The organism is Atopomonas sediminilitoris, assembly GCF_022601735.1.
Taxonomy (GTDB): Bacteria; Pseudomonadota; Gammaproteobacteria; order Pseudomonadales; family Pseudomonadaceae; genus Atopomonas; species Atopomonas sediminilitoris.
Window position 1 is genome coordinate 91,127 of record NZ_JAKUMM010000008.1, and the last position, 21,079, is coordinate 112,205.

Sequence of the window (21,079 nt, forward strand, 5' to 3'; positions counted from 1 at the left end):
GGTTTTAAGCTCAGCGGCCACTGGGTTAAGCGCGTCAGTGGTGTTGATGATTTGACCATTAGGCCGCAAAGCCTGCCACAACACTCAATCGTCTTCTTGATCTTCTTTAAGCCGTGCTTGTTTGGCCTCTTCTTCTTGCAAGATGGCTTTGATTTCTTCCAGCACTGAATCGACATCGGCGCTGTGCTCATCTTCCACAAACAACCCCGTCAGTGGGGTGTCGGGGGTGAGTTCGCCTTCTTCATAGAGAGCCCACATTTCTTTGGCGTAGTTAGTACTGAGCAATTGCGGAGCTGACTGGCCGTAATACTCACGCATGTTGCGCACGTCGCGCTCTAGCATGCTTTTGGCGTGCATGTTGGCGGCGGCATCCACGGCTTGTGGCAAGTCGATAATCACCGGGCCGTAGTCATCGACCAGTACGTTAAATTCAGACAAGTCGCCATGCACAATGCCGGCGCAGAGCATGCGTTTAACGTATTCCATCATCAGCGCATGGTCGTCCAGCGCTTGTTGTTCATCCAGCAGCACGTCATTCAAGCGCGGGGCAACATTGCCCTCATCGTCGCTGACCAGCTCCATTAACAGCACGCCTTCAAAACAACCGTAGGGCGTCGGCACGCGTACATCGGCGGCATCGAGCTTATACAGCGCCTCGACTTCGGCGTTATGCCAGGCATCTTCTTGTTGTTTGCGGCCGTACTTACTGCCTTTTTCCATGGCGCGCTGGCGGCGGCTGTTCTTTGACTTGCGGCCTTCTTGGTACTGCACCGCTTGTTTGAAGCTGCGTTTATCCGCCTCTTTGTAGACTTTGGCGCACAAAATATCGTCGCCATTGCCAACCACATACACGGTGGCTTCTTTGCCGCTCATTAATTGACCGATGACTCGGTCAATCAGGCCGCCTTCATACAAAGGCTCTAAGCGCTTAGGAATCTTCATAAGCCGTTATGCATCCACAACGAAAAACTCACCGCCACCCCACGACTAGCAGTATTGAAAAGCATTGAGCGCAGCAGCGCCTTGCGGCCGCGCTTGGTCGGGGCTTCGTTCACTGCGGTTGATCCAAGCCTTGTTCGGCCATGGCCACGGCACGAAACACGGCGCGCCCTTTGTTGAGGGTTTCCATCCACTCCAGCGCGGGCACGGAGTCTGCCACCACGCCGGCGCCGGCTTGGATGTGCAGCTGGCCGTCTTTAATCACGGCGGTGCGAATGGCGATGGCGGTGTCCATATTGCCGTTATAGGCCAGATAGCCCACCGCGCCACCGTAGACACCGCGCTTGACCGGTTCCAGCTCGTCGATGATTTCCATCGCGCGGATTTTCGGTGCGCCAGACAAAGTGCCGGCGGGGAATGTTGCGCGCAGCACGTCCAAGGCGCCCATGCCGTCTTTGAGTTCACCTTCGACGTTGGAGACGATATGCATCACGTGCGAATAACGCTCCACCACCATCTTATCGGTGAGCTCCACGGTGCCGGTTTTCGCCACACGACCGACGTCGTTACGGCCCAAGTCGATCAGCATCAAATGCTCGGCGATCTCTTTAGGATCGGCCAGCAAGTCCGCTTCGAGGGCCTTGTCTTTCTCTGGCGTATCGCCGCGCTTACGAGTGCCCGCAATGGGGCGCACGGTGACGATGCCATCCTCCAAACGCGCCAAAATTTCTGGCGACGAACCAGCCACCTGAAAGGTGTCGAGGTTGAGGTAGAACATGTACGGCGAGGGGTTCAGCGAGCGCAGCGCGCGGTACAAGTCCAGCGACGGCGCTTGGTAAGCCACGCTCATGCGTTGCGCCACAACGACTTGCATCACGTCGCCGGCGAGGATGTAATCCTTGATCGTGTCCACGGCTTGATGGAACGGCGCCTCGCCGGTGCTGGAGCGAAACGCGTCTTCGGCGACCTCGCGCGGGGTATGCGCAGGGCGCTCTACCTTGGCTTCGCGCAGTTGCTGCACCAGCGCGCTGAGGCGCGTTTGCGCGGCATCAAAGCTGGCGGCATCGCGCGGGTCGGCGTGCACGATAAGCAGCAATTTGCCAGAGAGGTTATCGAACACCACCAACTCATCCGACACCATCAGCAGGATATCCGGCGTACCGAGCACATCCTCGGGCACGCCATCTTTGAGACGCGGCTCGATATAGCGCACGGTGTCGTAGCCAAAGTAGCCAACCAAACCGCCGGAGAAACGCGGCATCTGGGCCAGCGGGGCGACTTTCTCGCGCGCTTGGTAAGCCTCAATCCACGCCAGCGGATCGGCCACTTCGCACTGTTCCAGCACGTCGCCGTCACGCTCCAAAAACACACATTGGCCCTGCACACGAATACGCGTACGGCACGGCAGGCCGATGATCGAGTAACGCCCCCACTTCTCGCCGCCTTGCACCGACTCCAACAGATAGGAGTACGGGCCATCGGCCAGTTTCAAGTAGGTGGACAAGGGGGTATCCAAGTCAGCCAGCACTTCACGCACCACAGGCGCACGGGTGAAGCCGGCGCTGGCTAGAGATAAGAATTCTTCGCGGGTCATAACAGCCTCGGGCAACAAGCGCCGCTCGCAGCAGCGCATAAGCAATCGGGTTTAGTTAACGAGCGCCAGCAAGCACTGGCCAGCAGAGTCAGGCGCGCCAGCGCCAACGGGCGAAGGCCTTGAGCAAGGCCAAAATCAGCAGGGAGTTGCGCGGACTGGGCACAGTGTTTTCTCGTTACCACGAAAGCTAAGGCCTCACCCTAACCAAGCGCAGCCATTTAGGCAACGACCAGTAGTGCACGCAAATCCTCGCCGAGCCAGTCAGGCGCTTCTTCGCCAATCGGCCGGCCATGGTTATAGCCATAACTGACTGCCGCCATGGGCACACCCGCCGCGCGCGCGGCCAGCACATCATTGCGCGAGTCCCCCACAAACAAGGTTTGTGCGGCTGGCGCAGCGGCTTGTTGCAGCAGCCAATGCAGCGCAAAAGGATCGGGCTTCTTGGCGGCAAACGTATCGCCCCCGATCTGCCAACGAAACACATCCGCCATGCCTACTTGCGCCAACAACGCCGGTAGAAAACGGCTCGGCTTATTGGTCACCAACGCCAGCGGCGTGCCGCGTGCCGCCAACGTTTGCACAAACTCAAGCGCCCCGGGGTATACCCGTGTCGCCGCATGCGGCTTGGCGTAGGCTTGTTCAAACAAAGCCAACGCCTGCGCCGCTTGCGCTTCATCCACTTGCTCGTGGTTAAAACTATTGGCCAGCGCACGACGCACCAGCACCAGAGCGCCGTTGCCGACCCAGTCGCGCACCTGGGCCACACCTGCAGGGGCGCGACCGAGCTGCAGCAGCATGACGTCGATGGCGGCGGCTAAGTCCGGCACTGAGTCCACCAAGGTGCCATCCAAATCGAACATCACCAGCTGCGGCCAACCGCCGCACAAACGCTCGAGTGCGGTCATGCCTTAACGTGCGCCAACTCAGCACGCATGGCGTCAATCACCGCCTTGTAGTCGGGCTGATTGAAAATGGCCGAACCGGCGACAAAGGTGTCGGCACCGGCTTGCGCAATCGCGCGAATGTTTTGCACGTTGACGCCGCCATCGATCTCCAAGCGGATCTCGCGGCCTGAGGCGTCAATCAGCGCCCGCGCTTCGCGCAGCTTGTCCAGCGTGCCGGGGATAAACGCCTGCCCGCCAAAGCCTGGGTTCACGCTCATCAACAAGATCATATCGACCTTGTCCATCACGTACTTCAGGCAATCCAACGGCGTCGCGGGGTTAAACACCAAGCCTGCTTTGGCACCGCCGGCCTTGATCAGCTGCAACGAGCGATCAATGTGCTCGCTGCCTTCTGGGTGAAAGGTGATGTAGCTGGCGCCGGCTTCAAGAAAGTCGCCAATCAGGCGGTCTACCGGTTTAACCATCAAATGCACATCAATCGGCGCGGTAACACCGTATTTGCGCAGCGCGGTGCACACCATCGGCCCGATGGTCAGGTTGGGCACGTAATGGTTGTCCATCACATCGAAGTGCACGATGTCAGCGCCGGCGGCCAACACCTTATCGACATCCTCGCCAAGGCGAGCAAAGTCAGCAGAAAGAATCGATGGGGCAATGGCAAACGGTTGCATGAGCGGCTCCACGGCGGAAAAGACCGCTATTCTAACCTTTATGCAGGTCAATTTTTGCCTGACTCGGCCGACATTCTTAGAGCCTGACTGTCCGGAGTTCTGCCATGCCTCGTTTGCCCACCCTGATTTGCACCGCCCTAAGCCTGAGCTTGCTGGCCCTCCCGCCTGCAGCCAACGCAGAAGAAAGCCCACCCAGCGCGGCGACGGACACGACCAGCGCCGCTGACGCTGCGCCTAATAACGCGGCCACGGATGCCTCAGCAGCAGACGCCTCAGGGACAGATGCCTCCGCGACTGACGGCACAGCCACGAATGCCGCAGACACCAGCGCAGCAACGGATGCCGAGACCGATGCAGGAACAGATGAAGAGGGCAGCGCCGACAGCTCCGTCGAGCGCGCGCCCATCGAGCAACGCAGTGAAGTGGCCGAGGCCGAGCTGGTCAAAGTCATCACCGATGACGAGCAACAGCGTTTGAGCGATGGCCACCGCGAGTTTCTTGCCCTGTGGAAGCCCGCCAATGCGCCACAAGCCCGTGGCGTGGTGATTTTAGTGCCCGGTCGTGGCGAACATGCCGACTGGCCCAAGGTCATCAGCCCGCTGCGCCAACGTCTGCCGGACAACGCGTGGGCCACCCTCAGCATCAGCCTGCCGGATGACCCCAGCGACCAACCGCTCGCCCGCCCCGCCGAGTCAGATAGCGCCGCGAGTGCAGACAGCGCCGCCAGCGCCGACGTCAGCGCCAGTGGCGATGCCGAAAGCCAAGATCTGGCCGCCGAGGTTAGCAATCAGCTCGCCGCCAGCAGCGAGAGCGAGCAAGCCAGCGAAAACGCCGGCATGGAAGAAGCCGACTACGTCAGCTTGGTGCAAGCGCGTATTCAAGCAGCGGTGGAGCACGCGATGGCGCGCAATCTGCCCACGGTGGTGTTGCTCGGTCACGGCAGCGGCGCTTACGCCGCCAGTCAATACCTAAAAAGCAGCCCCAACAGCGGCATCATGAACTTGCTGTTAGTCGCCGCGCAGCAGCCGGAAGACGCCAGCGAAGCGCTGCCCAACATCTTGCAAGAGCTCAAAGTGGTCACCGGTGACTTTTATTACAAAGACCAAGCCAACGACCGCAACGCCGCCCGCCTGCGCATGAACGGCGCCAAGCAACAAGCGCAACCCAATTACATTCAAGTGGCCATGAAGGCGCTGCCCGGCAACCCGCAAGTCGAGCAAGAGCAGCTCTATCGGCGGATTCGCGGCTGGTTGGACATGAATCTACAGGCCACCAAAACCACGCCATAAACCGACGCTAGCAGGCTGGCGTGAGCCCTCGCTAACGCCAGCCGCGCCGCCGGCAGATCAGCTGGTAGGCCTCTCGCAGCTGCCGCGTTTGCTCGGTGGCTTGCAGCACTGCAGCGGCATCTTGTCCTGCGACCTTGTCTGGATGATGCCGACTCAACAGGCGGCGATAAGCCTGCTTCACCGCAGCATGCTCAGTCGCGCTATCAACGCCTAACAACCGCAAAGCCGCCAGCAAGCCATCGCCGCCCTGCTGGCGCAGCGCTTGCGCCTCGGCTCGCGCTTGCTGGCCAAAAGCCCGTAACGTATCGCCAGCAATGCCCAGCGCAGCACTGGCACGCGCCAATAAGTGCCGCTCGCCTTCGGCAATCCGCCCATCGGCCCATGCCATGCGCCAAGCGCTTTGCAACCACAACAAGCGCTGCGCCTGCCCGGTTAGCCGGCCGCGCCAGCGCAAGCCGCGCACCACCGCCACCCCCAACTGCTTGCCCTCGGCAAAGCCGTGCATGGCGATTTGCTCACCTAAGGCATCCAAACCCAGTTGTGCCATTTCTTCGCGAGCTTGCTGGATATGCTCGGGGCGCACCGCCCCGTCGGCCTTGGCCAACGCGCCGAGCAAGCGAAACTGCCACTGCACTGCGCCTGCGGGCCAGAGGCCACGCTTAGCCAACAACCAACCGACGCGTTCGGCGCTATTGAGCCGCAGTCGCCGATCCAGCGTATGACCCAGCAATGCCCCCAGCAGTGCGCCGGGAATGCTCGCCAAGCCAGCGCCTAACAAAGCGCCCAGCCACGTTAATGGCCAGGGCATGCTGCCAAGACCCGCTGTTCAATTTCAGCCAGCCGCTCAGGCGTGCCGACATCGACCCAATGCGCGCGACAATGCTGCCCCGACACCTGTCCCTGCGCCATGGCTTGACGCAGCAACGGCGCCAACGCAAACGCACCCGCCTGACAGCCGGCAAATAGCGCAGGGCTCAGCAGCGCAATGCCGCTGTAAGTCAGCGCCGGTTCACCGGCTTGTGGCTCACGCACCTGACCAAGAGCATCCAGATGAAAATCACCTTGCGGGTGATGCGCGGGGTTATCCACCAACAACAGATGCGCCAAGCCATCGAGCGTTTGCGGCAAGGCAGACAACGCCTGTTCGCACCACACATCGCCATTAAGTAGCAGGAATGGCGCATCACCAAGCAAAGGCAACGCTTTAAAGATCCCGCCGCCGGTTTCCAAAGGCTCGCCTTCAGCGGAGTAGCGAAGGCGCAAACCAAAGCGCGCCCCATCGCCCAAGTGCTGTTCAATTTGCTCGCCCAGCCAAGCGTGGTTAATCACCACATCAGTCACACCCAGCGCCTTAAGCCGTTCCAGGTGATATTCGATCAACGGTTTGCCTGCCACTGGCAACAGCGGCTTGGGCGTATGCAGCGTCAGCGGCCGCATGCGCTCGCCTTTGCCGGCCGCCAAAATCATCGCTTTCATGCACTGACCTCGGCAGCGGGCATGGTGGCGATTTCCTCCAGCCAGCTCATTTGCGCCGCCAACTCAGGACGCCGAACGCACACTTCACGCAAATAATTGAAGAAGCGCGGCACATCCGCCAAATACTTTGGCTTGCCGTCACGGTGACAAATACGCGCGAAAATACCGATCACTTTGAGGTGGCGCTGCGCACCCATTAAATCTGAAGCCTGCAAGAAATCGGCAAACTCTGCCGCCACGGGCAAACCTGCTGCCTGCGCCTGCCGCCAGTAGCTGTTGATCCACGCATCGACGCGAGCTTGTGGCCAGCTGATAAAGGCATCTTTGAATAGGCTGGTGATGTCGTAGGTGATCGGGCCTAGAACGGCATCTTGGAAATCCAAAACCCCTGGATTTGGCAGGCTTAGCATCAAGTTGCGCGGCATAAAATCACGATGCACCAGCACTTGTGGCTGCGCCAAAGCCGAATCAATCAGCGTATCGAACAGCGGGCGTAAGCGGGCTTGCCACTGCGCCACATCCAAGCCCAAATGCCGGCCCAGATACCACTCAGGAAATAACTGCAGCTCGCGCTCTAGCAAGGCGCGATCATATTCGGCAAAGCCTGCCGGCACGGCACAGTGCTGCTGCGCCAGCAAGGCTTGCACCGCCTCGGCAAATAGCATGTCGGCATTGGCGCTGGTGAGCACATCAAGGTAGGTCTGCTTGCCCAAATCCGACAGTAATAAGTAGCCGCGCTCAATATCTTGAGCCAAAACTTCAGGCACCGGCACGCCAGCAGACGCCAACATCTGGGCAACTTGCACAAAAGGCCGACAATCTTCTTGCGGCGGTGGCGCGTCCATAATCACGAAGCTGGTGCCAGCTAGCTCCCAACGAAAATAACGACGGAAACTCGCGTCACTGCTGGCTGGCGCCCAGCGGCCAGCGGCACAACGCCAGTCCTTTTGCGGCCATAACCGCTGTAAACATTCATCAAACCACTCTTGGCAGGCCGCCTCGCGGCTGTCCATTTGCATCGTCATCAATCCCCCAGCCCTAGCCGTTGTGCGCATCATTGTTTTATTATCCAGAATCTTTTCAGCCCAGCGAAAGGCGTGAGGCCTTGTTTTTGGCCAGTCGCGCGCAGGAAGCCCGGACAAACATAACAATGGCAGTGAAACCTCAGTTCCGCAGCAAGTTCCCCCTGCTCATCACCGGCAGTCTATTGGCCCTTCAGCCCTTAAGCAGCGCTTTTGTGCATGCCGCCGAGCAGTTCGACTGCAAACCCAGTGCAACGGGTGGCTGGTCGTGTAACAGCCAACAGCCCGCTGCCGTAGTGCCGCCGCGTCCGCAGCATAGCGCCACCGCGGTGAGCAGCCCTGCCCGAGCACAAAAGGTCGCGGGCAAGCCGGCAGGCAAACAGCGCGACGCCGCTGCCGCTGGCTCTACGCTGGCCCAAGCTGCCGCGCAAAGCCGAGACTTTGCCTATCTAGACTGGGTGCCGCGCGAGCAATTAACCGCTGCCCAATTAGCCGAAGTAGGCCCGTACTGCAAAGGCAGCTACGTTGAGCCTGCCCGAGGCGGCCTAAATGATGACACGCCCATGGATGAAGCGCCGATGTTCGCTTCCTCCAAGGCTTCGCGTTATGAGCAAAAAGAACAAATTGCCACGCTCGCCGGCGATGTCGTGCTACGCCAAGGCTCGATGCAAATCGAAGCGGACGAGGCGCGCTTACTGCAACTGGAAAACCGTGGCGAGCTGATCGGCAAGGTAAAACTGCGCGATGAAGGCATGCTGGTGGTCGGCGACAAGGCCGCTTTGCAGCTCGATAATGGCGAAGCCGAAATCGACAACGCCGAATACGTGATCCACCAAGGCCATGTGCGCGGCTCTGCCTTGTACGCCAAGCGCAATGAGGACGGCGTGATTCGTCTCAAAGACGGCACCTACACCCGTTGTGAGCCAGGCGAAAACACTTGGCACCTCAAGGGCAACAACGTCACGCTGAACCCAGCCACCGGCTTTGGTAGCGCCACCAACGTGACGCTGCGGGTGAAAGATATTCCGGTGTTCTACACCCCGTACATCTACTTCCCGATTGATGACCGCCGCCAGTCCGGCTTCTTAGCACCAAGCATTGGCAGCTCCAGCGACAACGGCTTCACCTTAGTCACGCCCTACTACTTCAACCTTGCGCCCAACTACGACGCCACCTTGTACCCCCGTTACATGGCCAACCGTGGTCTGCAGATGGAAGGCGAAGGCCGTTACATGACCCGCAATAGCGAAGGTCAGATCGGCGCATCCTGGCTGAGTGACAGCGAAGACGAGCGCAAGAAGCAATCCGATTACGAAAAAGATCGCTGGATGTACAGCTGGCAGCACAAGACGGGGCTTGATCACCGCCTGCTCGCCGAAGTCGATTACACCGACATCAGCGATCCGTACTACTTCCAAGACCTCGACACCGAACTGGGCATCAACACGCCCAGCTATATCGACCAGCGCGGCACGCTGACGTGGCGTGGTGATAATTTCACCGCACAACTCAACGCCCATGCCTATGAAATGGCCACGGTGGTGGATGTCACCCCGTACAACCGCATGCCGCAACTGTCCGTACAAGGCGCCCTGCCTTATCAGCCGATGGGCCTGCAATTTACCGGCGCCGCCGAAGTCGTCCGCTTTGAGCGCAGCTTGCGCACCGGCAACTTCACCGATGTTGACGGCAACGTCAGCGCACGCCCTGACACGCGCATTACCGGTCTGGATCGCGCCGACGGCACCCGCTTGCACTCCGAACCCGGCGTTAGTCTGCCGATGGATTGGAGCTACGGTTTCTTCAAGCCCAGTTTGAAGTACCTCGCCACCAGCTATGACCTCGACCTTGATCAACAAGGCAAGAGCACCCTGCGCACCGGCGAGAAGTTCAGCAGCAGCCAAAACCGTGGCCTGCCGGTGTTGAGCTTGGATGGCGGCCTGTACTTTGACCGCAACAGCAACTGGTTTGGCACCGACTACCGGCAAACCCTCGAGCCGCGCATGTTCTATCTGTATGTGCCGCACGAAGATCAGCAAGACATCCCCAACTTCGACTCCAGCGAGCCGACGTTCAACTACTCGTCGCTGTTCCGCGAAAACCGCTTCAATGGCCGCGACCGGATTGGCGATGCCAATCAGCTGTCACTGGGCGTGACCAACCGCTGGATCGAAAGCAACGGTTTCGAGCGTCAGCGCTTGAGCGTGGGCCAAATCATGTACTTCCGCGATCGCGAAGTGCAGATGCCCGGCGTGAACTTCAAGCAAGTTGAAGCTTCCCAAGCCAACGTATCGCCCTATGCAATGGATTACTTGTACCGCTTCAACCGCGACTGGCGCCTCAGCTCAGACTTCAACTGGGATCCGGACACCGGCTCAACCCGCTCGGGCAGCTTGATGTTCCACTACCAGCCAGAGAAAGAAGTTAACAAGATCGTTAACTTGGGCTTCCGCTATCGCAATGACAACGTGATCTATGACAGCACCACGGGCAGCTGGAAGACCGGCGGCGACTACACCGATCCTGTCACTGGCGAAGTGATCAAGGATTACTACAAAGTCGAACAGCACGACGCCTCCTTCATCTGGCCCATGGTGCCGCAGTGGAGTGCCATCGGTCGCTGGCAATACGACTACAACCGCAACCGTACGCTGGAAGCCTACGGCGGTTTCGAATACGACAGCTGCTGCTGGAAGCTGCGTCTGATCAACCGTTACTGGATTGATTACGACGAGTTCAGCCTGTCACCAGCACTTAACGAAGAAGGCGATCGCGGTATTTTCCTGCAAATCGTTCTTAAAGGTCTCGGCGGCGTGATTGGCAGCAAGACTGAATCTTTCCTCGATCAAGGCATTCAGGGTTACCGTGAACGTGAAGAACAAGCTTTCTAAGATTTTTGCCCCGCTCGCCATGGCCTCCGTGCTGTGGTCCGGCGGTGTGCAGGCACAGCTACAGAGCCTCGACCGCGTGGTCGCCATCGTTGATAACGACGTCATCATGCACAGTCAGCTCGACGCACGCATGGTTGAAGTCCGGCAAACGCTGAGCAAGCGCGGTAACGCCTTGCCACCTGAGCACGTACTGCAACAGCAAGTGCTTGAGCGTCTGATTATTGAGAACATCCAACTGCAGATTGGCGACCGCTCCGGCATTCGCATTGCGGACGATGAGCTCAATGGCGCCATCGGCAGCATCGCCCAGCGTAACGGCATGAGCTTGGCGCAATTTCGCCAAGCCCTGACGAATGACGGTCTGTCTTATGACGAAGCGCGCGACCAAGTGCGCCGCGAGATGATCATCAGCCGTGTGCGTGAATACCGTGTCTCCGATCGCATCCAGATCAGCGATCAAGAAGTGACCAACTTCCTGTCGTCCGATTTGGGGCAAATCCAATTGGCCGAAGAACTGCGCTTGGCGCTGATCTTCCTGCCGCTGCCGGAAGGCTCATCGCCTGAGCAAATCCGCGCCAGCGAAGCCGCTGCCGATGACCTGTATCGGCAGATCCAAAACGGTGCCGACTTCGCCCAATTAGCGATTGCCCGCTCCGCCGGTGAAAACGCATTAGAAGGCGGCGAGATTGGCTGGCGTAAAGCCGCACAACTGCCCGGCGTATTTAGCGAGCTAGCGCCCAAATTGGCCGTCGGCGAAACCACGCAGCCTGTGCGCATGCCTGGCGGCTTTTATCTGGTCAAAGTCCTAGAAAAGCGCGGCGGTGAAGTGAATGCCTTGGTCGATGAAGTGCGTGCGCGCCACATCTTGATCAAGCCCAGCGCAATTCGCAGCGAACAAGACGCCGAAAAACAAGCCGAGCGTCTGTACCAGCGCATCATGAACGGTGAAGACTTTGCCAAACTGGCGAAAAACTTTTCCGAAGACCCGGGCAGCGCCCTGAGTGGCGGCGATCTTAACTGGGTCAGCCCTGATGCCATGGTGCCGGAGTTCCGCGCGCAAATGCAGCAAACGGCGGTCAATGAGGTGTCCAAACCCTTCCGCACCCAGTTTGGCTGGCACGTACTGCGCGTTGAAGGCCGTCGCGCCACCGACCGCAGCGAAGCGCTGCGCGAGCACCAAGCGCGCACCGCGCTGCGTAACCGCAAGTACGACGAAGAACTGGCCCTGTGGCTACGGCAGATTCGCGACGAAGCCTTCGTCGAAATCAAGCTGTAATGCCCCTGCGCTTTGCCTTGACCGCCGGTGAGCCGGCGGGTATTGGCCCCGACCTGAGCCTGCTGCTAAGTCAGCAGGCTCAGTCGCATGTGCTGATCTGTATTGCTGCGCATAGCTTGCTGGCCGAGCGCGCCGCGCTGCTTAAGCTCTCTGTCGATTTAATCCAAGTCACGCCGGCTGACTGGCCAAGCACGCCAGCCCCTGTCGGTGCTCTGTACGTGTGGGATACGCCACTGGCCGCCCCTTGCACGCCCGGTATCTTGGATGCCCGCAACGGCGCCTACGTACTCACCACCCTGACCCGCGCTGCCGAAGGCTGCCTGAAGGGTGACTTCGCGGGCATGATCACCGCCCCGGTACACAAAGGCGTGATCAACGAGGCAGGCATCGCCTTTAGTGGGCATACCGAGTTTCTCGCTGACCTGACCCAGACCGAGCAAGTGGTGATGCTGCTCGCCACCGAAGGCCTGCGCGTGGGTTTAGTGACCACCCACCTGCCGCTGCGCGACGTGGCTGACGCCGTCACCGCCGACACCCTGACCCGCGTGGCACGCATTCTCGATCACGATCTCAAGCACAAGTTTGGCATTGAACAACCGCGCATCTTGGCTTGCGGTCTCAACCCGCACGCCGGCGAAGGCGGGCATTTAGGCCGTGAAGAAATTGAGATCATCGAGCCAACACTGGCTAGCCTGCGCCAAGAAGGTTTGAACCTGATCGGCCCACTGCCGGCCGACACCTTGTTCACCCCAAAACACCTTGAGCACGCCGATGCGGTGCTGGCCATGTACCACGACCAAGGCCTCACGGTGCTGAAGTTTTTGGGCTTTGGCCGCGCCGTTAACGTCACCCTCGGCCTGCCCATCATTCGCACCTCGGTCGATCACGGCACGGCGCTCGACTTAGCCGGCACCGGCAACATCGACAGTGGCAGCCTGCACGTTGCCCTCACCACCGCGTACCAGATGGCCGAAAGCCAACAGCGCGCCACCAAGGGCTAGCCAGCCTGTTAAACTGTCCGCCTATTCCGCGGAGCTTATTCATGACGCAACTCTACCAACACCGTGCGCGCAAGCGTTTTGGCCAGAACTTTCTGCACGATGCCGGCGTTATCCACCGCATTTTGCGCGCTATCGGAGCCAAGCAAGGTGATCACTTGGTGGAAATCGGCCCTGGCCAAGGTGCAATCACCGAAGGCCTGGTGGGCAGTGAGGCGCGCGTCGATGTGATTGAGCTCGACCAAGATTTGCTGCCGCTGCTGACGCTTAAATTCGGCCTTAAGGACAACTTCGCCCTGCACTCAGGCGATGCGATGAAATTCGACTTCGCCAGCCTCAGCACCACGCCAGCCAGTCTGCGCGTGGTCGGCAACCTGCCCTACAACATCTCAACGCCGCTGATTTTCCACTTACTGTCCTACAGCGGGCTGATTCGCGACATGCACTTTATGCTGCAAAAAGAAGTGGTCAAGCGCATGGCAGCTAGCCCCGGCGGCGGTGACTGGGGCCGTTTATCGATCATGGTGCAGTACTACTGCGATGTGGAATACCTGTTTACCGTCGGTCCCGGCGCGTTTAATCCAGCGCCCAAGGTCGATTCCGCCATCGTACGGCTGACCCCACACGCTACCTTGCCGCATCCTGCAAAAAATCCAACCTTGTTAGAAGATGTGGTGCGCGAAGCCTTTAACCAGCGGCGCAAGACCTTGCGCAACACGTTAAAGAGCCTGCTCAGCGCCGCGGATATTGAAGCCTGCGACATCGATCCAGGCCTGCGCCCTGAACAATTATCCTTGGCCCAGTTCGTCGCACTGGCAAATCGTCTGCACGATATGCAAGGAGCCTAAGCGCATGACCGAGCAAGATCCGCGCTATCACATCAGCGTCACAGTGGTCAGCCGCTACCTGCCGGAGCAGTCGCTGCCAGACGACCAGCGCTACGCCTTTGCCTACACCGTCACAGTGCGCAACCTCGGCCTGTTACCGGCACAGCTGATGACCCGCCACTGGATCATCACCGACGGCAACGGCAAAGTGCAGGAGGTGCGCGGGGCCGGCGTGATCGGCGAGCAGCCCTTGCTAGCCCCCGGACAAAGCCACACCTACACCAGCGGCACACTGCTGGACACCCCAGTGGGCAGCATGCACGGCAGCTATCGCATGCAGGCGTCGGACGAGCACAGCTTTGACGCGCCGATCAGCCCGTTCCGGCTGGCCAAGCCCGGCGTCTTAAACTGACATGACCCACTACGCCGTCGGTGACCTACAAGGCTGTCTCGAGCCGCTGCACTGCTTGCTCAAGCGCGTCGACTTCAGCCCCAGTCGTGACACCTTATGGGTGGCCGGCGACATGGTGAATCGCGGCCCGCAGTCACTCGAAACGCTGCGCTACTTGCGTGGCCTTGGCAACGCCGTCGTCGCGGTATTGGGCAATCATGACCTGCATTTAATTGCCTGCGCGCTGGTTGATGAGCGGCAGCGGCGCAGCGACACCCTACGGCCCATTCTGGAGGCCCCCGACAGCGCAGACCTGATCGACTGGCTACGCATGCAACCTCTGATGCATGACGACCGCCGGCTCGGCTTTAGCATGGTGCATGCCGGCGTACCGCCGCAGTGGAGCCGCGAAAAAGCCCTCAAACGCGCTGCCGAGGTGCAATACGTACTGCGGGATCAGCACGCCATTACTGACTTTCTGCGCCAGATGTACGGCAACTTACCGGCGCGTTGGGATAAAAAACTGCAGGGCGTCGAGCGCTTACGTTTGATCACCAACTACTTCACCCGCATGCGTTTCACCCATCCCGATGGCACGCTGGACTTAACCAGCAAAGAAGGCCTCGACAGTGCCCCCGAAGGCTTTGCCCCCTGGTTTAGTCACCCACGCGCGATGGCCGGAGAGCGCCTGATCTTTGGCCATTGGGCAGCGCTGGAAGGCCAGTGCGAGGTGCCGGGGCTGTTCGCGCTCGACACCGGTTGCGTGTGGGGCGGGCGTCTGACCTTATTAAACCTGCACAGCGAAGAGCGCCTTAGCTGCGCCTGTAAACCCCGAGAGAGCGCATGAATTACCAACGCATTACCCCAGAACAAGCCGCTGCCCTGCGTGAGCGCAATGCGCAGTGGGTCGATATTCGTGATGAAGCCAGCTTCGCCGCAGGTCATATCCCCGAATGCCAACACTTAGACAACACCAGCCTGGCGCGCTACTTGATCGAAGCCGATCACGACCGCCCGCTGATTGTGGTGTGCTACCACGGCAACTCCAGCCAACAGGCGGCCGCTTACTTGGCCGAGCAAGGTTTTGATGAGGTGTACAGCCTCGACGGCGGCTTTACCTTGTGGCAAAGCCTGTTTCCCGAGGACGTGGCTCGCTAAGCGGGCAACGTTGCATCCAGCAGCGCCAGCAAGCGCGACAGCGCGCCCTGATTGGCCTTTACCGCCGCTAACGCGCACTGCCCTTGTGCTTGCGCCTGCGTCGGCTGAGCACAGCCGGCAATCAAAGCGCAGGCCAAGCTGTCGGCGTCTTGCACGGTGGTTAAACCGCCGGCATCTCGCAGCAGGGTCGCAATCTCCAAAAAGTTAAACACGTGCGGACCGCTGAGCACCGGCAAGCCCAAGGCCGCCGGTTCCAGCAAATTGTGTCCGCCATGCACAACCAAGCTACCGCCGACAAACACCTGCTGCGCCATAGCCATCAATGGCATCAACTCGCCCATGCTATCGCCGACAAAGACTTGCGTTGCGGCAACCACTGGTGCGCCGGTTGAGCGACGCTCGGTGACCCATCCAGCCTCGACACTGCGCTGATAGGCACTGGCGAAACGCTCCGGATGGCGCGGCACCAAAATCAACAGCGCGTCGGGATAATGTGCCAACAGCTGTCGGTGCGCCGCCAGCATGAGCTCGTCTTCACCAGCATGAGTACTGGCCGCCACCCACACCGGTCGCGCTTGCAGGTGCCAGTCCTCACGCCAGCGCTCGGCCACGGCCAGCACACTGTCATCCACCCGAATATCGAACTTGATCGAACCGGTCACCTGTACCGTCTCCGCGCGCGCACCCAGCTGCAAAAACCGCTCGGCCTCGGCTTGCGTTTGCACCGCGATGGCGCTCAGCTGGGCCAGCATCGGAGCGGTGAGCCCGCTCAGCTTGGCGTAGCCACGCGCCGAGCGTGCCGATAGCCGAGCATTGGCCAACACCACCGGCACACCGTGAGCCGCGCAAGCGGCGATATGGTTAGGCCACAGCTCGGTTTCCATGATGATGGCGAGCTTGGGTTGTACCCGCGCCAAAAAACGTCGGGCTAGCCATGGCAAATCGTAGGGCAGATACACATGCTGCACGCGCTCAGCCAGCGCGCCTTGCATAAACAAGGCTTGAATACGCTCCGAGCCGGTCGGTGTCATGCACGTAATCGTGATCGGCCAATCGGGATAACGCGCGGCCAATTCACGCACTAACGGCGCGGCGGCAATGCTCTCACCCACCGATACCGCGTGCAGCCAAATTCCGCCTTGACGCAGCGGCTGGCGATAACACGCAAAGCGCTCAGCGATGCGCCGCGCATAAGCCGGTGCGCGCCAGGCACGCCAAGCCAAGCGCAGCAAAATCAGTGGCAATAACAGGCAAAATAGCAGGGTATAAAGTGATCTATTCATGGCCGCGCAGCTTAGCCGCTGGCCCAGGCAAATGCGACCATCGCCAGCTAATTTGCCGAGCCGTGTGGGCCGATAAGTGTGGGCCGATAAATGAAACATCCCGCGACACCTTCGCCACTGCAAAAAACAGTGCGCGCGATCAGGCGCGGTATACTGCGGCAAATTTTTACCGAGGCCGACCATGACCGCCCCCGCCCAAGCTGCTGACGCCACCTCATCGCTAACCACAGACATCCTGATCGCCGGCGGCGGCATCGCCGGTCTGTGGCTGAATGCGCGGCTGCGTGCGGCAGGTTTCAGCACCGTTGTGGTCGAGAAAAACACCCTCGGCGGCGTACAGACTTTGGGCTCGCAAGGCATCATCCATGGCGGTATCAAGTACGCACTGAGCGGCAGCCTCACCGGCGCGAGCGAAGCGATTGCCGACATGCCGAGCCGCTGGGTTGCCAGCCTAGAAGGCCGTGGCGAGCTGGATTTACAAGGCGTACGCCGACTCTCTGAAGCGCATTATCTTTGGTCACCCGGCAGTCTTATCAGTGGTTTGGCCGGCTTCTTTGCCAGCAAATCGGTGCGCGGCCGTGCCGAAGCCTGCAGCAAAGCGGATCTGCCCGAGGCGTTCAAAAACTCTAGCTTCAAAGGCAAAGCCTATCGCCTCAGTGAAGTGGTGGTGGATGTGCCGCAGCTGGTCGCGCGTTTGGTTGAACTGGGCGGCGACAGCTTCGTGCGGGCCGAGCAGCTCTTACCCCTGCGCGAAGGTGGTGTGCTGTGCGGCTTACGCGCCGACGGGATCGAAATCAAAGCCCAGCGTGTGGTGTTAAGCGCAGGCCTGGGCAACGCCGATTTACTCAGCCAGCTGGGCTTAAGCACGCCGCAGCAGCAAGTGCGCCCGCTGCACCAAGTGCTGGTCAAAGCACCGAAGCTGCCCCTGCTGTATGCCCACGCTTTAGGCATGGGGCCCAAGCCGCGCACCACCATCACCAGTCATATCGCCGCCGATGGCGACATCGTGTGGAACTTAGGCGGCGACTTAGCCGAAGCCGACGGCGTTGCCCGCGATGAAGCCAGCCAAATTGCCTTCGCGAAACACGAGTTAGCCGACTTGCTGCCATGGGTGGACTTATCCAGCGCGCGCTTTGCCACTTGGCGCGTACAACGCGCAGAGCCTGCTCAAAACGGCCTATTGCGTCCTGACAATGCCTTTTTGCATAGCGATGCCGCACTGATGGTCGCCTGGCCCACCAAGCTTGCTTTATCGCCCAACTTAGCCGACCAAGTGTTGGCCGCCTTGAGCGCACAAAACATTACCCCGCAAGCCAATGGCGCGCGCCCCGACCTGCCACGCCCGGCGCTGGGCCAAGCCCCTTGGGAGCGCCTGTTCGCATGAGCCTCAAGCCCTACTACCGACGCCTTGGCAGCACCGACCTGCAGCTGTCGCCACTGGGATTAGGCACCGTCAAAATCGGCCGCAACCAAGGCGTTAAGTACCCCACAGGCTTTGAGCTACCGGACGACGACGCCGTACGTCATCTGCTGGCACAAGCGCACGATGCCGGCATCAATGTGCTCGACACCGCCCCTGCTTACGGCAGCAGCGAACAACGCCTAGGCCCACTGCTGAAAGGTCAGCGCCAGCAATGGCTAATCTGCAGCAAGGTTGGCGAAGAGTTCGACAATGGTCAGTCGCACTTTGATTTCTCCGCCGCGCACACGCGCCGTTCCATCGAACGCAGCCTGCAACGCCTGCACACCGACTATCTCGACATGGTCTTGGTTCACTCTGATGGCAACGATCTGCAGGTGCTGAACCACACCGAGGTCTACCCCACTCTGCTGCGCTTGCGCGATGAGGGCTTGATCCGCGCGATTGGTTTTTCTGGCAAGACCCTCGACGGCGGCATTGCTGCGCTGCAACACGGCGACTGCGCCATGGTCACCTTCAACCTCAACGAACAAGGTGAGCAAGGCGTGCTGGATTACGCCGCCAGCGCGCACAAGGGCATTTTGGTGAAAAAAGCCCTCGCCAGTGGGCACGTTTGCCTGCAAAACGGGGCTGACCCCGTGCACGCCAGCTTCGAGCTGATCTTTGCCCAACCAGCCGTCAGCAGCGTGATCATCGGAACCATCACCCCGAAGCACTTGTCACACAATGTGGCGACGGCATGCCAGGTCTTGGCGCAACTGACCGCACCGCGCCACTAGAACGCCCGCCCAATTCAACCGAGGCCGCGCATGAGTGATGTACTGATCAGCAAAGACCCGCACGCCTTCATCACGCAGCCCTTGCTGGTGGAAGCGCGACACGAGCAGCTGACGTACCAACCCTTGGCGCAAGCGCTGAACTTTCAACAAATGTTGGCGCGCCGCGTGCCGATTGAAGTCAGCGATCAGCAGCACTTCACCACTGAGCTGGCCAACCTCGGCGTTTCCGTGCGTTTAACCTTGCCCTGGCAAGGCCGCGACTATGCCCTGCTGGTGCAGCAAGAGCGCCCCGATCGCGCCGACTGTGTGCTCAAGTTGATTTCGGGCTACGTGCCGTCGCACCTGCTCGACCTGCCGCTGCTATGCGCCCTAGAAGAAATCGCCGAGGAATGCCTGATCGAAACCGCGCACGGTTTTCTGCCTGGGCGCTACGACTGCGTGTGGCTGCCAACGCCCTACGCCAATCACTTGTCGTACCACAAAAAAGCCAGCTACCAACTGGTGCCACGCCGTGGCAGCGCACGCCCGATCAAGCGCGGCAGCCTCACCTTGCAAGAGCGGCCCAATGCCTACGTGCACACGCCGACCGCATCATTACAACTGATTTATGACTTGCGCCTTGAGCTGCCCAGCAATCTTGGCCCGATCAGCCTGTGGCACGTGGATGAGCACTTAGAGGGCGAGCACTTGGTGGCGCGCCTCGACCGCCGGCGGCCACGGCTATTCTTGGCCCCAATCAACGAGCACGGGCTGGATAATGCGTTATTCACCCTGCAAAACGACCAGCTCGTCCCCGTCGATACGCGCGATTTGTGGCTCAGCGAGGGCTTTGTTCGACCGCAGCATTGGTTGGTGCAAGACAGCCACATCCACTGGCAGGATTACCACGCGGCCTAAAGCAGCACCGCCGCCCTAAACCGCTTTGCACCTTGATTCGCGCCGTGACTGGCTACTTCAGCTCTTTTGAGCTTTTGCCCAACAAGCGCCGCGCCACAATCAACAGCTGAATTTGCTGAGTGCCCTCGAAGATATCGAGGATTTTGGCGTCACGCGCCCACTTCTCCAGCAGCTCGTCTTCGCCGTAACCGGTCAGGCCGCACAGCTCCACGCACTTGAGCGCCACCTCGGTGGCCATGCGCCCTGCTTTGGCTTTGGCCATAGAGGCTTCTTTGGAGTTGGGCATGCGGTTATCCGCCATCCACGCAGCCTTTAAGGTCAACAGCCGCGCGGCCTCCCACTCAGCCTCCAGCTGATACAGCTGCGCCTCGGCATGGCTCACCTGTAACAGCGGCTTGCGGTAATCCAGCGCGCAATGGTCTTCCAACAACTCGCGGGCGCGATCAAGCGAAGCTTTGGCCAAGCCAATCGCCATGGCGGCTACCATCGGCCGCGTGTTGTCGAAGGTTTCCATAACCCCGGCAAACCCTTTTGCCACATCGATATCGGCATTGCCCAGCAAGTTGGCCGCCGGCACACGGCAATCGGTGAAGCGAATCGCCGCCGTATCAGAGGCTTTGATCCCCAGTTTTTTCTCCAGCCGCGTAACCTGCATGCCCCGCGTGCCGTGCTCCACAACAAACGACTTGATCGCCGCGCGGCCTAAGCTTTTATCCAGCGTCGCCCACACCACCACCGCACCGGCGCGCTCGCCGGAGGTGACGAAGATCTTCTCGCCGTTGAGCACATAGTCATCGCCATCACGCACTGCGGTGGTCCGAATAGCCGCCGAATCCGAGCCACAGTCTGGTTCGGTAATCGCCATGGCCGCCCACAAACCATCGAAGCGCTGCAGTTGTTCATCGTTGGCGACGGCGGCAATCGCGGCGTTACCCAACCCTTGCCGTGGCATCGCCAGCAGCAAACCCACATCGCCCCAGCACAATTCCATGATGCCAAGGCAGGTCGACATGTTGCTGCCGTTACGCACACCGTCACCGCTGTCATGCTGACGCTTACTGGTGCGCGCGCCGGTGCTCTCGGGGCTGCCGGCATTCATGCCATCGAGCAACGCCGCCAGCAGGTCGAGCTCTTTCGGGTAACTATGCTCGGCACGGTCGTACTTGCGTGAAATCGGTCGGTAATACTGCGCGGCTACTTGCTGCGCTTGGGTGACGAGGGCGCGAAACTTACGCGGGGTTTCTAAGTTGATCATCGTCGGCT

General features: G+C 60.1%; 20 protein-coding genes. 11 read left to right on the plus strand and 9 right to left on the minus strand.

Annotation, left to right across the window (positions count from 1 at the left end):
- Window positions 1-84: 84 nt before the first annotated feature.
- The 4 genes from MKI83_RS13425 to rpe form a co-directional block, all read right to left on the minus strand.
- Complete coding sequence (locus tag MKI83_RS13425) at window positions 85-942, minus strand: PA4780 family RIO1-like protein kinase (RefSeq protein WP_241587276.1); 858 nt, start codon at window positions 940-942, stop codon at window positions 85-87.
- Window positions 943-1,051: 109 nt separating this feature from the next.
- A complete protein-coding gene (trpE, locus tag MKI83_RS13430; protein WP_241587279.1) occupies window positions 1,052-2,533 on the minus strand; it encodes an anthranilate synthase component I in 1,482 nt (493 codons plus the stop codon).
- A gap of 218 nt (window positions 2,534-2,751) precedes the next feature.
- Window positions 2,752-3,438, minus strand: coding sequence for a phosphoglycolate phosphatase (locus tag MKI83_RS13435; protein WP_241587281.1), 687 nt, complete (start codon window positions 3,436-3,438; stop codon window positions 2,752-2,754).
- On the minus strand, window positions 3,435-4,109 hold the full coding sequence (gene rpe / locus MKI83_RS13440; RefSeq protein ID WP_241587284.1) for a ribulose-phosphate 3-epimerase: 675 nt from the start codon (window positions 4,107-4,109) through the stop codon (window positions 3,435-3,437). The genes MKI83_RS13435 and rpe overlap by 4 nt, the downstream gene beginning before the upstream one ends.
- A 104-nt stretch (window positions 4,110-4,213) precedes the next feature.
- Here rpe and MKI83_RS13445 point away from each other — a divergent pair, with 104 nt between their 5' ends.
- Entirely contained in the window at window positions 4,214-5,398 is a 1,185-nt protein-coding gene (locus MKI83_RS13445; protein WP_241587286.1) for a DUF3530 family protein, read from the plus strand.
- A gap of 31 nt (window positions 5,399-5,429) precedes the next feature.
- Here the strand turns inward: MKI83_RS13445 and MKI83_RS13450 are convergent, their stop codons facing one another.
- The 3 genes from MKI83_RS13450 to MKI83_RS13460 are packed head-to-tail and all read right to left on the minus strand — an operon-like array spanning window position 5,430 to window position 7,893.
- Window positions 5,430-6,206 (minus strand): TerB family tellurite resistance protein, encoded by a 777-nt coding sequence (locus MKI83_RS13450; protein ID WP_241587288.1) that lies wholly within the window; start codon window positions 6,204-6,206, stop codon window positions 5,430-5,432.
- Window positions 6,191-6,874, minus strand: coding sequence for an N-acetylmuramate alpha-1-phosphate uridylyltransferase MurU (gene murU / locus MKI83_RS13455; protein ID WP_241587290.1), 684 nt, complete (start codon window positions 6,872-6,874; stop codon window positions 6,191-6,193). The genes MKI83_RS13450 and murU overlap by 16 nt, the downstream gene beginning before the upstream one ends.
- On the minus strand, window positions 6,871-7,893 hold the full coding sequence (locus tag MKI83_RS13460) for an aminoglycoside phosphotransferase family protein (protein ID WP_370867401.1): 1,023 nt from the start codon (window positions 7,891-7,893) through the stop codon (window positions 6,871-6,873). Before MKI83_RS13460 ends, murU begins: the two co-directional genes overlap by 4 nt.
- A 131-nt stretch (window positions 7,894-8,024) precedes the next feature.
- On the opposite strand from MKI83_RS13460, the gene MKI83_RS13465 reads away from it, so the two are divergent.
- From MKI83_RS13465 to glpE, 7 genes are read left to right on the plus strand one after another with little or no spacing between them, the layout of a single operon-like run.
- Entirely contained in the window at window positions 8,025-10,787 is a 2,763-nt protein-coding gene (locus tag MKI83_RS13465; RefSeq protein ID WP_241587292.1) for an LPS assembly protein LptD, read from the plus strand.
- Complete coding sequence (locus MKI83_RS13470) at window positions 10,768-12,063, plus strand: peptidylprolyl isomerase (RefSeq protein WP_503128449.1); 1,296 nt, start codon at window positions 10,768-10,770, stop codon at window positions 12,061-12,063. Before MKI83_RS13465 ends, MKI83_RS13470 begins: the two co-directional genes overlap by 20 nt.
- Window positions 12,063-13,064, plus strand: coding sequence for a 4-hydroxythreonine-4-phosphate dehydrogenase PdxA (gene pdxA / locus MKI83_RS13475; protein WP_241587298.1), 1,002 nt, complete (start codon window positions 12,063-12,065; stop codon window positions 13,062-13,064). Before MKI83_RS13470 ends, pdxA begins: the two co-directional genes overlap by 1 nt.
- A 41-nt stretch (window positions 13,065-13,105) precedes the next feature.
- Window positions 13,106-13,909: a 16S rRNA (adenine(1518)-N(6)/adenine(1519)-N(6))-dimethyltransferase RsmA gene (gene rsmA, locus MKI83_RS13480; RefSeq protein ID WP_241587299.1), complete on the plus strand. Its 804-nt coding sequence runs from the start codon at window positions 13,106-13,108 to the stop codon at window positions 13,907-13,909.
- A 4-nt stretch (window positions 13,910-13,913) separates the two neighbouring features.
- On the plus strand, window positions 13,914-14,300 hold the full coding sequence (apaG, locus tag MKI83_RS13485) for a Co2+/Mg2+ efflux facilitator ApaG/CorD (RefSeq protein ID WP_241587301.1): 387 nt from the start codon (window positions 13,914-13,916) through the stop codon (window positions 14,298-14,300).
- Window position 14,301: 1 nt separating this feature from the next.
- The gene (locus MKI83_RS13490; RefSeq protein WP_241587303.1) at window positions 14,302-15,126 is read left to right on the plus strand and encodes a symmetrical bis(5'-nucleosyl)-tetraphosphatase; all 825 of its coding nucleotides are present in this window, start codon (window positions 14,302-14,304) and stop codon (window positions 15,124-15,126) included.
- Window positions 15,123-15,437: a thiosulfate sulfurtransferase GlpE gene (gene glpE / locus MKI83_RS13495; RefSeq protein ID WP_241587305.1), complete on the plus strand. Its 315-nt coding sequence runs from the start codon at window positions 15,123-15,125 to the stop codon at window positions 15,435-15,437. Before MKI83_RS13490 ends, glpE begins: the two co-directional genes overlap by 4 nt.
- On the opposite strand, the gene waaA is transcribed toward glpE, so the two are convergent.
- Window positions 15,434-16,720, minus strand: coding sequence for a lipid IV(A) 3-deoxy-D-manno-octulosonic acid transferase (waaA, locus tag MKI83_RS13500; protein WP_241587307.1), 1,287 nt, complete (start codon window positions 16,718-16,720; stop codon window positions 15,434-15,436). The two genes, glpE and waaA, sit on opposite strands and share 4 nt — an antisense overlap.
- Window positions 16,721-16,901: 181 nt before the next feature.
- Here waaA and MKI83_RS13505 point away from each other — a divergent pair, with 181 nt between their 5' ends.
- The 3 genes from MKI83_RS13505 to MKI83_RS13515 are packed head-to-tail and all read left to right on the plus strand — an operon-like array spanning window position 16,902 to window position 19,816.
- Window positions 16,902-18,104: an FAD-dependent oxidoreductase gene (locus MKI83_RS13505; protein WP_241587309.1), complete on the plus strand. Its 1,203-nt coding sequence runs from the start codon at window positions 16,902-16,904 to the stop codon at window positions 18,102-18,104.
- Entirely contained in the window at window positions 18,101-18,919 is an 819-nt protein-coding gene (locus MKI83_RS13510) for an aldo/keto reductase (protein ID WP_241587311.1), read from the plus strand. Before MKI83_RS13505 ends, MKI83_RS13510 begins: the two co-directional genes overlap by 4 nt.
- A gap of 30 nt (window positions 18,920-18,949) precedes the next feature.
- Window positions 18,950-19,816, plus strand: coding sequence for a metal ABC transporter ATPase (locus tag MKI83_RS13515; protein ID WP_241587313.1), 867 nt, complete (start codon window positions 18,950-18,952; stop codon window positions 19,814-19,816).
- Window positions 19,817-19,868: 52 nt separating this feature from the next.
- On the opposite strand, the gene MKI83_RS13520 is transcribed toward MKI83_RS13515, so the two are convergent.
- A complete protein-coding gene (locus MKI83_RS13520; RefSeq protein ID WP_241587638.1) occupies window positions 19,869-21,068 on the minus strand; it encodes an acyl-CoA dehydrogenase family protein in 1,200 nt (399 codons plus the stop codon).
- Window positions 21,069-21,079: the final 11 nt, after the last annotated feature.

Coding starts and splice junctions, on each gene's coding strand:
- waaA (WP_241587307.1), bottom strand. CDS start 16,720: ATGAATAGATCACTTTATACCCTGCTATTTTGCCTGTTATTGCCACTG.
- pdxA (WP_241587298.1), top strand. CDS start 12,063: ATGCCCCTGCGCTTTGCCTTGACCGCCGGTGAGCCGGCGGGTATTGGC.
- MKI83_RS13465 (WP_241587292.1), top strand. CDS start 8,025: ATGGCAGTGAAACCTCAGTTCCGCAGCAAGTTCCCCCTGCTCATCACC.
- glpE (WP_241587305.1), top strand. CDS start 15,123: ATGAATTACCAACGCATTACCCCAGAACAAGCCGCTGCCCTGCGTGAG.
- MKI83_RS13505 (WP_241587309.1), top strand. CDS start 16,902: ATGACCGCCCCCGCCCAAGCTGCTGACGCCACCTCATCGCTAACCACA.
- MKI83_RS13515 (WP_241587313.1), top strand. CDS start 18,950: ATGAGTGATGTACTGATCAGCAAAGACCCGCACGCCTTCATCACGCAG.
- rpe (WP_241587284.1), bottom strand. CDS start 4,109: ATGCAACCGTTTGCCATTGCCCCATCGATTCTTTCTGCTGACTTTGCT.
- MKI83_RS13445 (WP_241587286.1), top strand. CDS start 4,214: ATGCCTCGTTTGCCCACCCTGATTTGCACCGCCCTAAGCCTGAGCTTG.
- MKI83_RS13435 (WP_241587281.1), bottom strand. CDS start 3,438: ATGACCGCACTCGAGCGTTTGTGCGGCGGTTGGCCGCAGCTGGTGATG.
- rsmA (WP_241587299.1), top strand. CDS start 13,106: ATGACGCAACTCTACCAACACCGTGCGCGCAAGCGTTTTGGCCAGAAC.
- murU (WP_241587290.1), bottom strand. CDS start 6,874: ATGAAAGCGATGATTTTGGCGGCCGGCAAAGGCGAGCGCATGCGGCCG.
- MKI83_RS13425 (WP_241587276.1), bottom strand. CDS start 942: ATGAAGATTCCTAAGCGCTTAGAGCCTTTGTATGAAGGCGGCCTGATT.
- MKI83_RS13450 (WP_241587288.1), bottom strand. CDS start 6,206: ATGCCCTGGCCATTAACGTGGCTGGGCGCTTTGTTAGGCGCTGGCTTG.
- apaG (WP_241587301.1), top strand. CDS start 13,914: ATGACCGAGCAAGATCCGCGCTATCACATCAGCGTCACAGTGGTCAGC.
- MKI83_RS13490 (WP_241587303.1), top strand. CDS start 14,302: ATGACCCACTACGCCGTCGGTGACCTACAAGGCTGTCTCGAGCCGCTG.
- MKI83_RS13510 (WP_241587311.1), top strand. CDS start 18,101: ATGAGCCTCAAGCCCTACTACCGACGCCTTGGCAGCACCGACCTGCAG.
- MKI83_RS13460 (WP_370867401.1), bottom strand. CDS start 7,893: ATGCAAATGGACAGCCGCGAGGCGGCCTGCCAAGAGTGGTTTGATGAA.
- trpE (WP_241587279.1), bottom strand. CDS start 2,533: ATGACCCGCGAAGAATTCTTATCTCTAGCCAGCGCCGGCTTCACCCGT.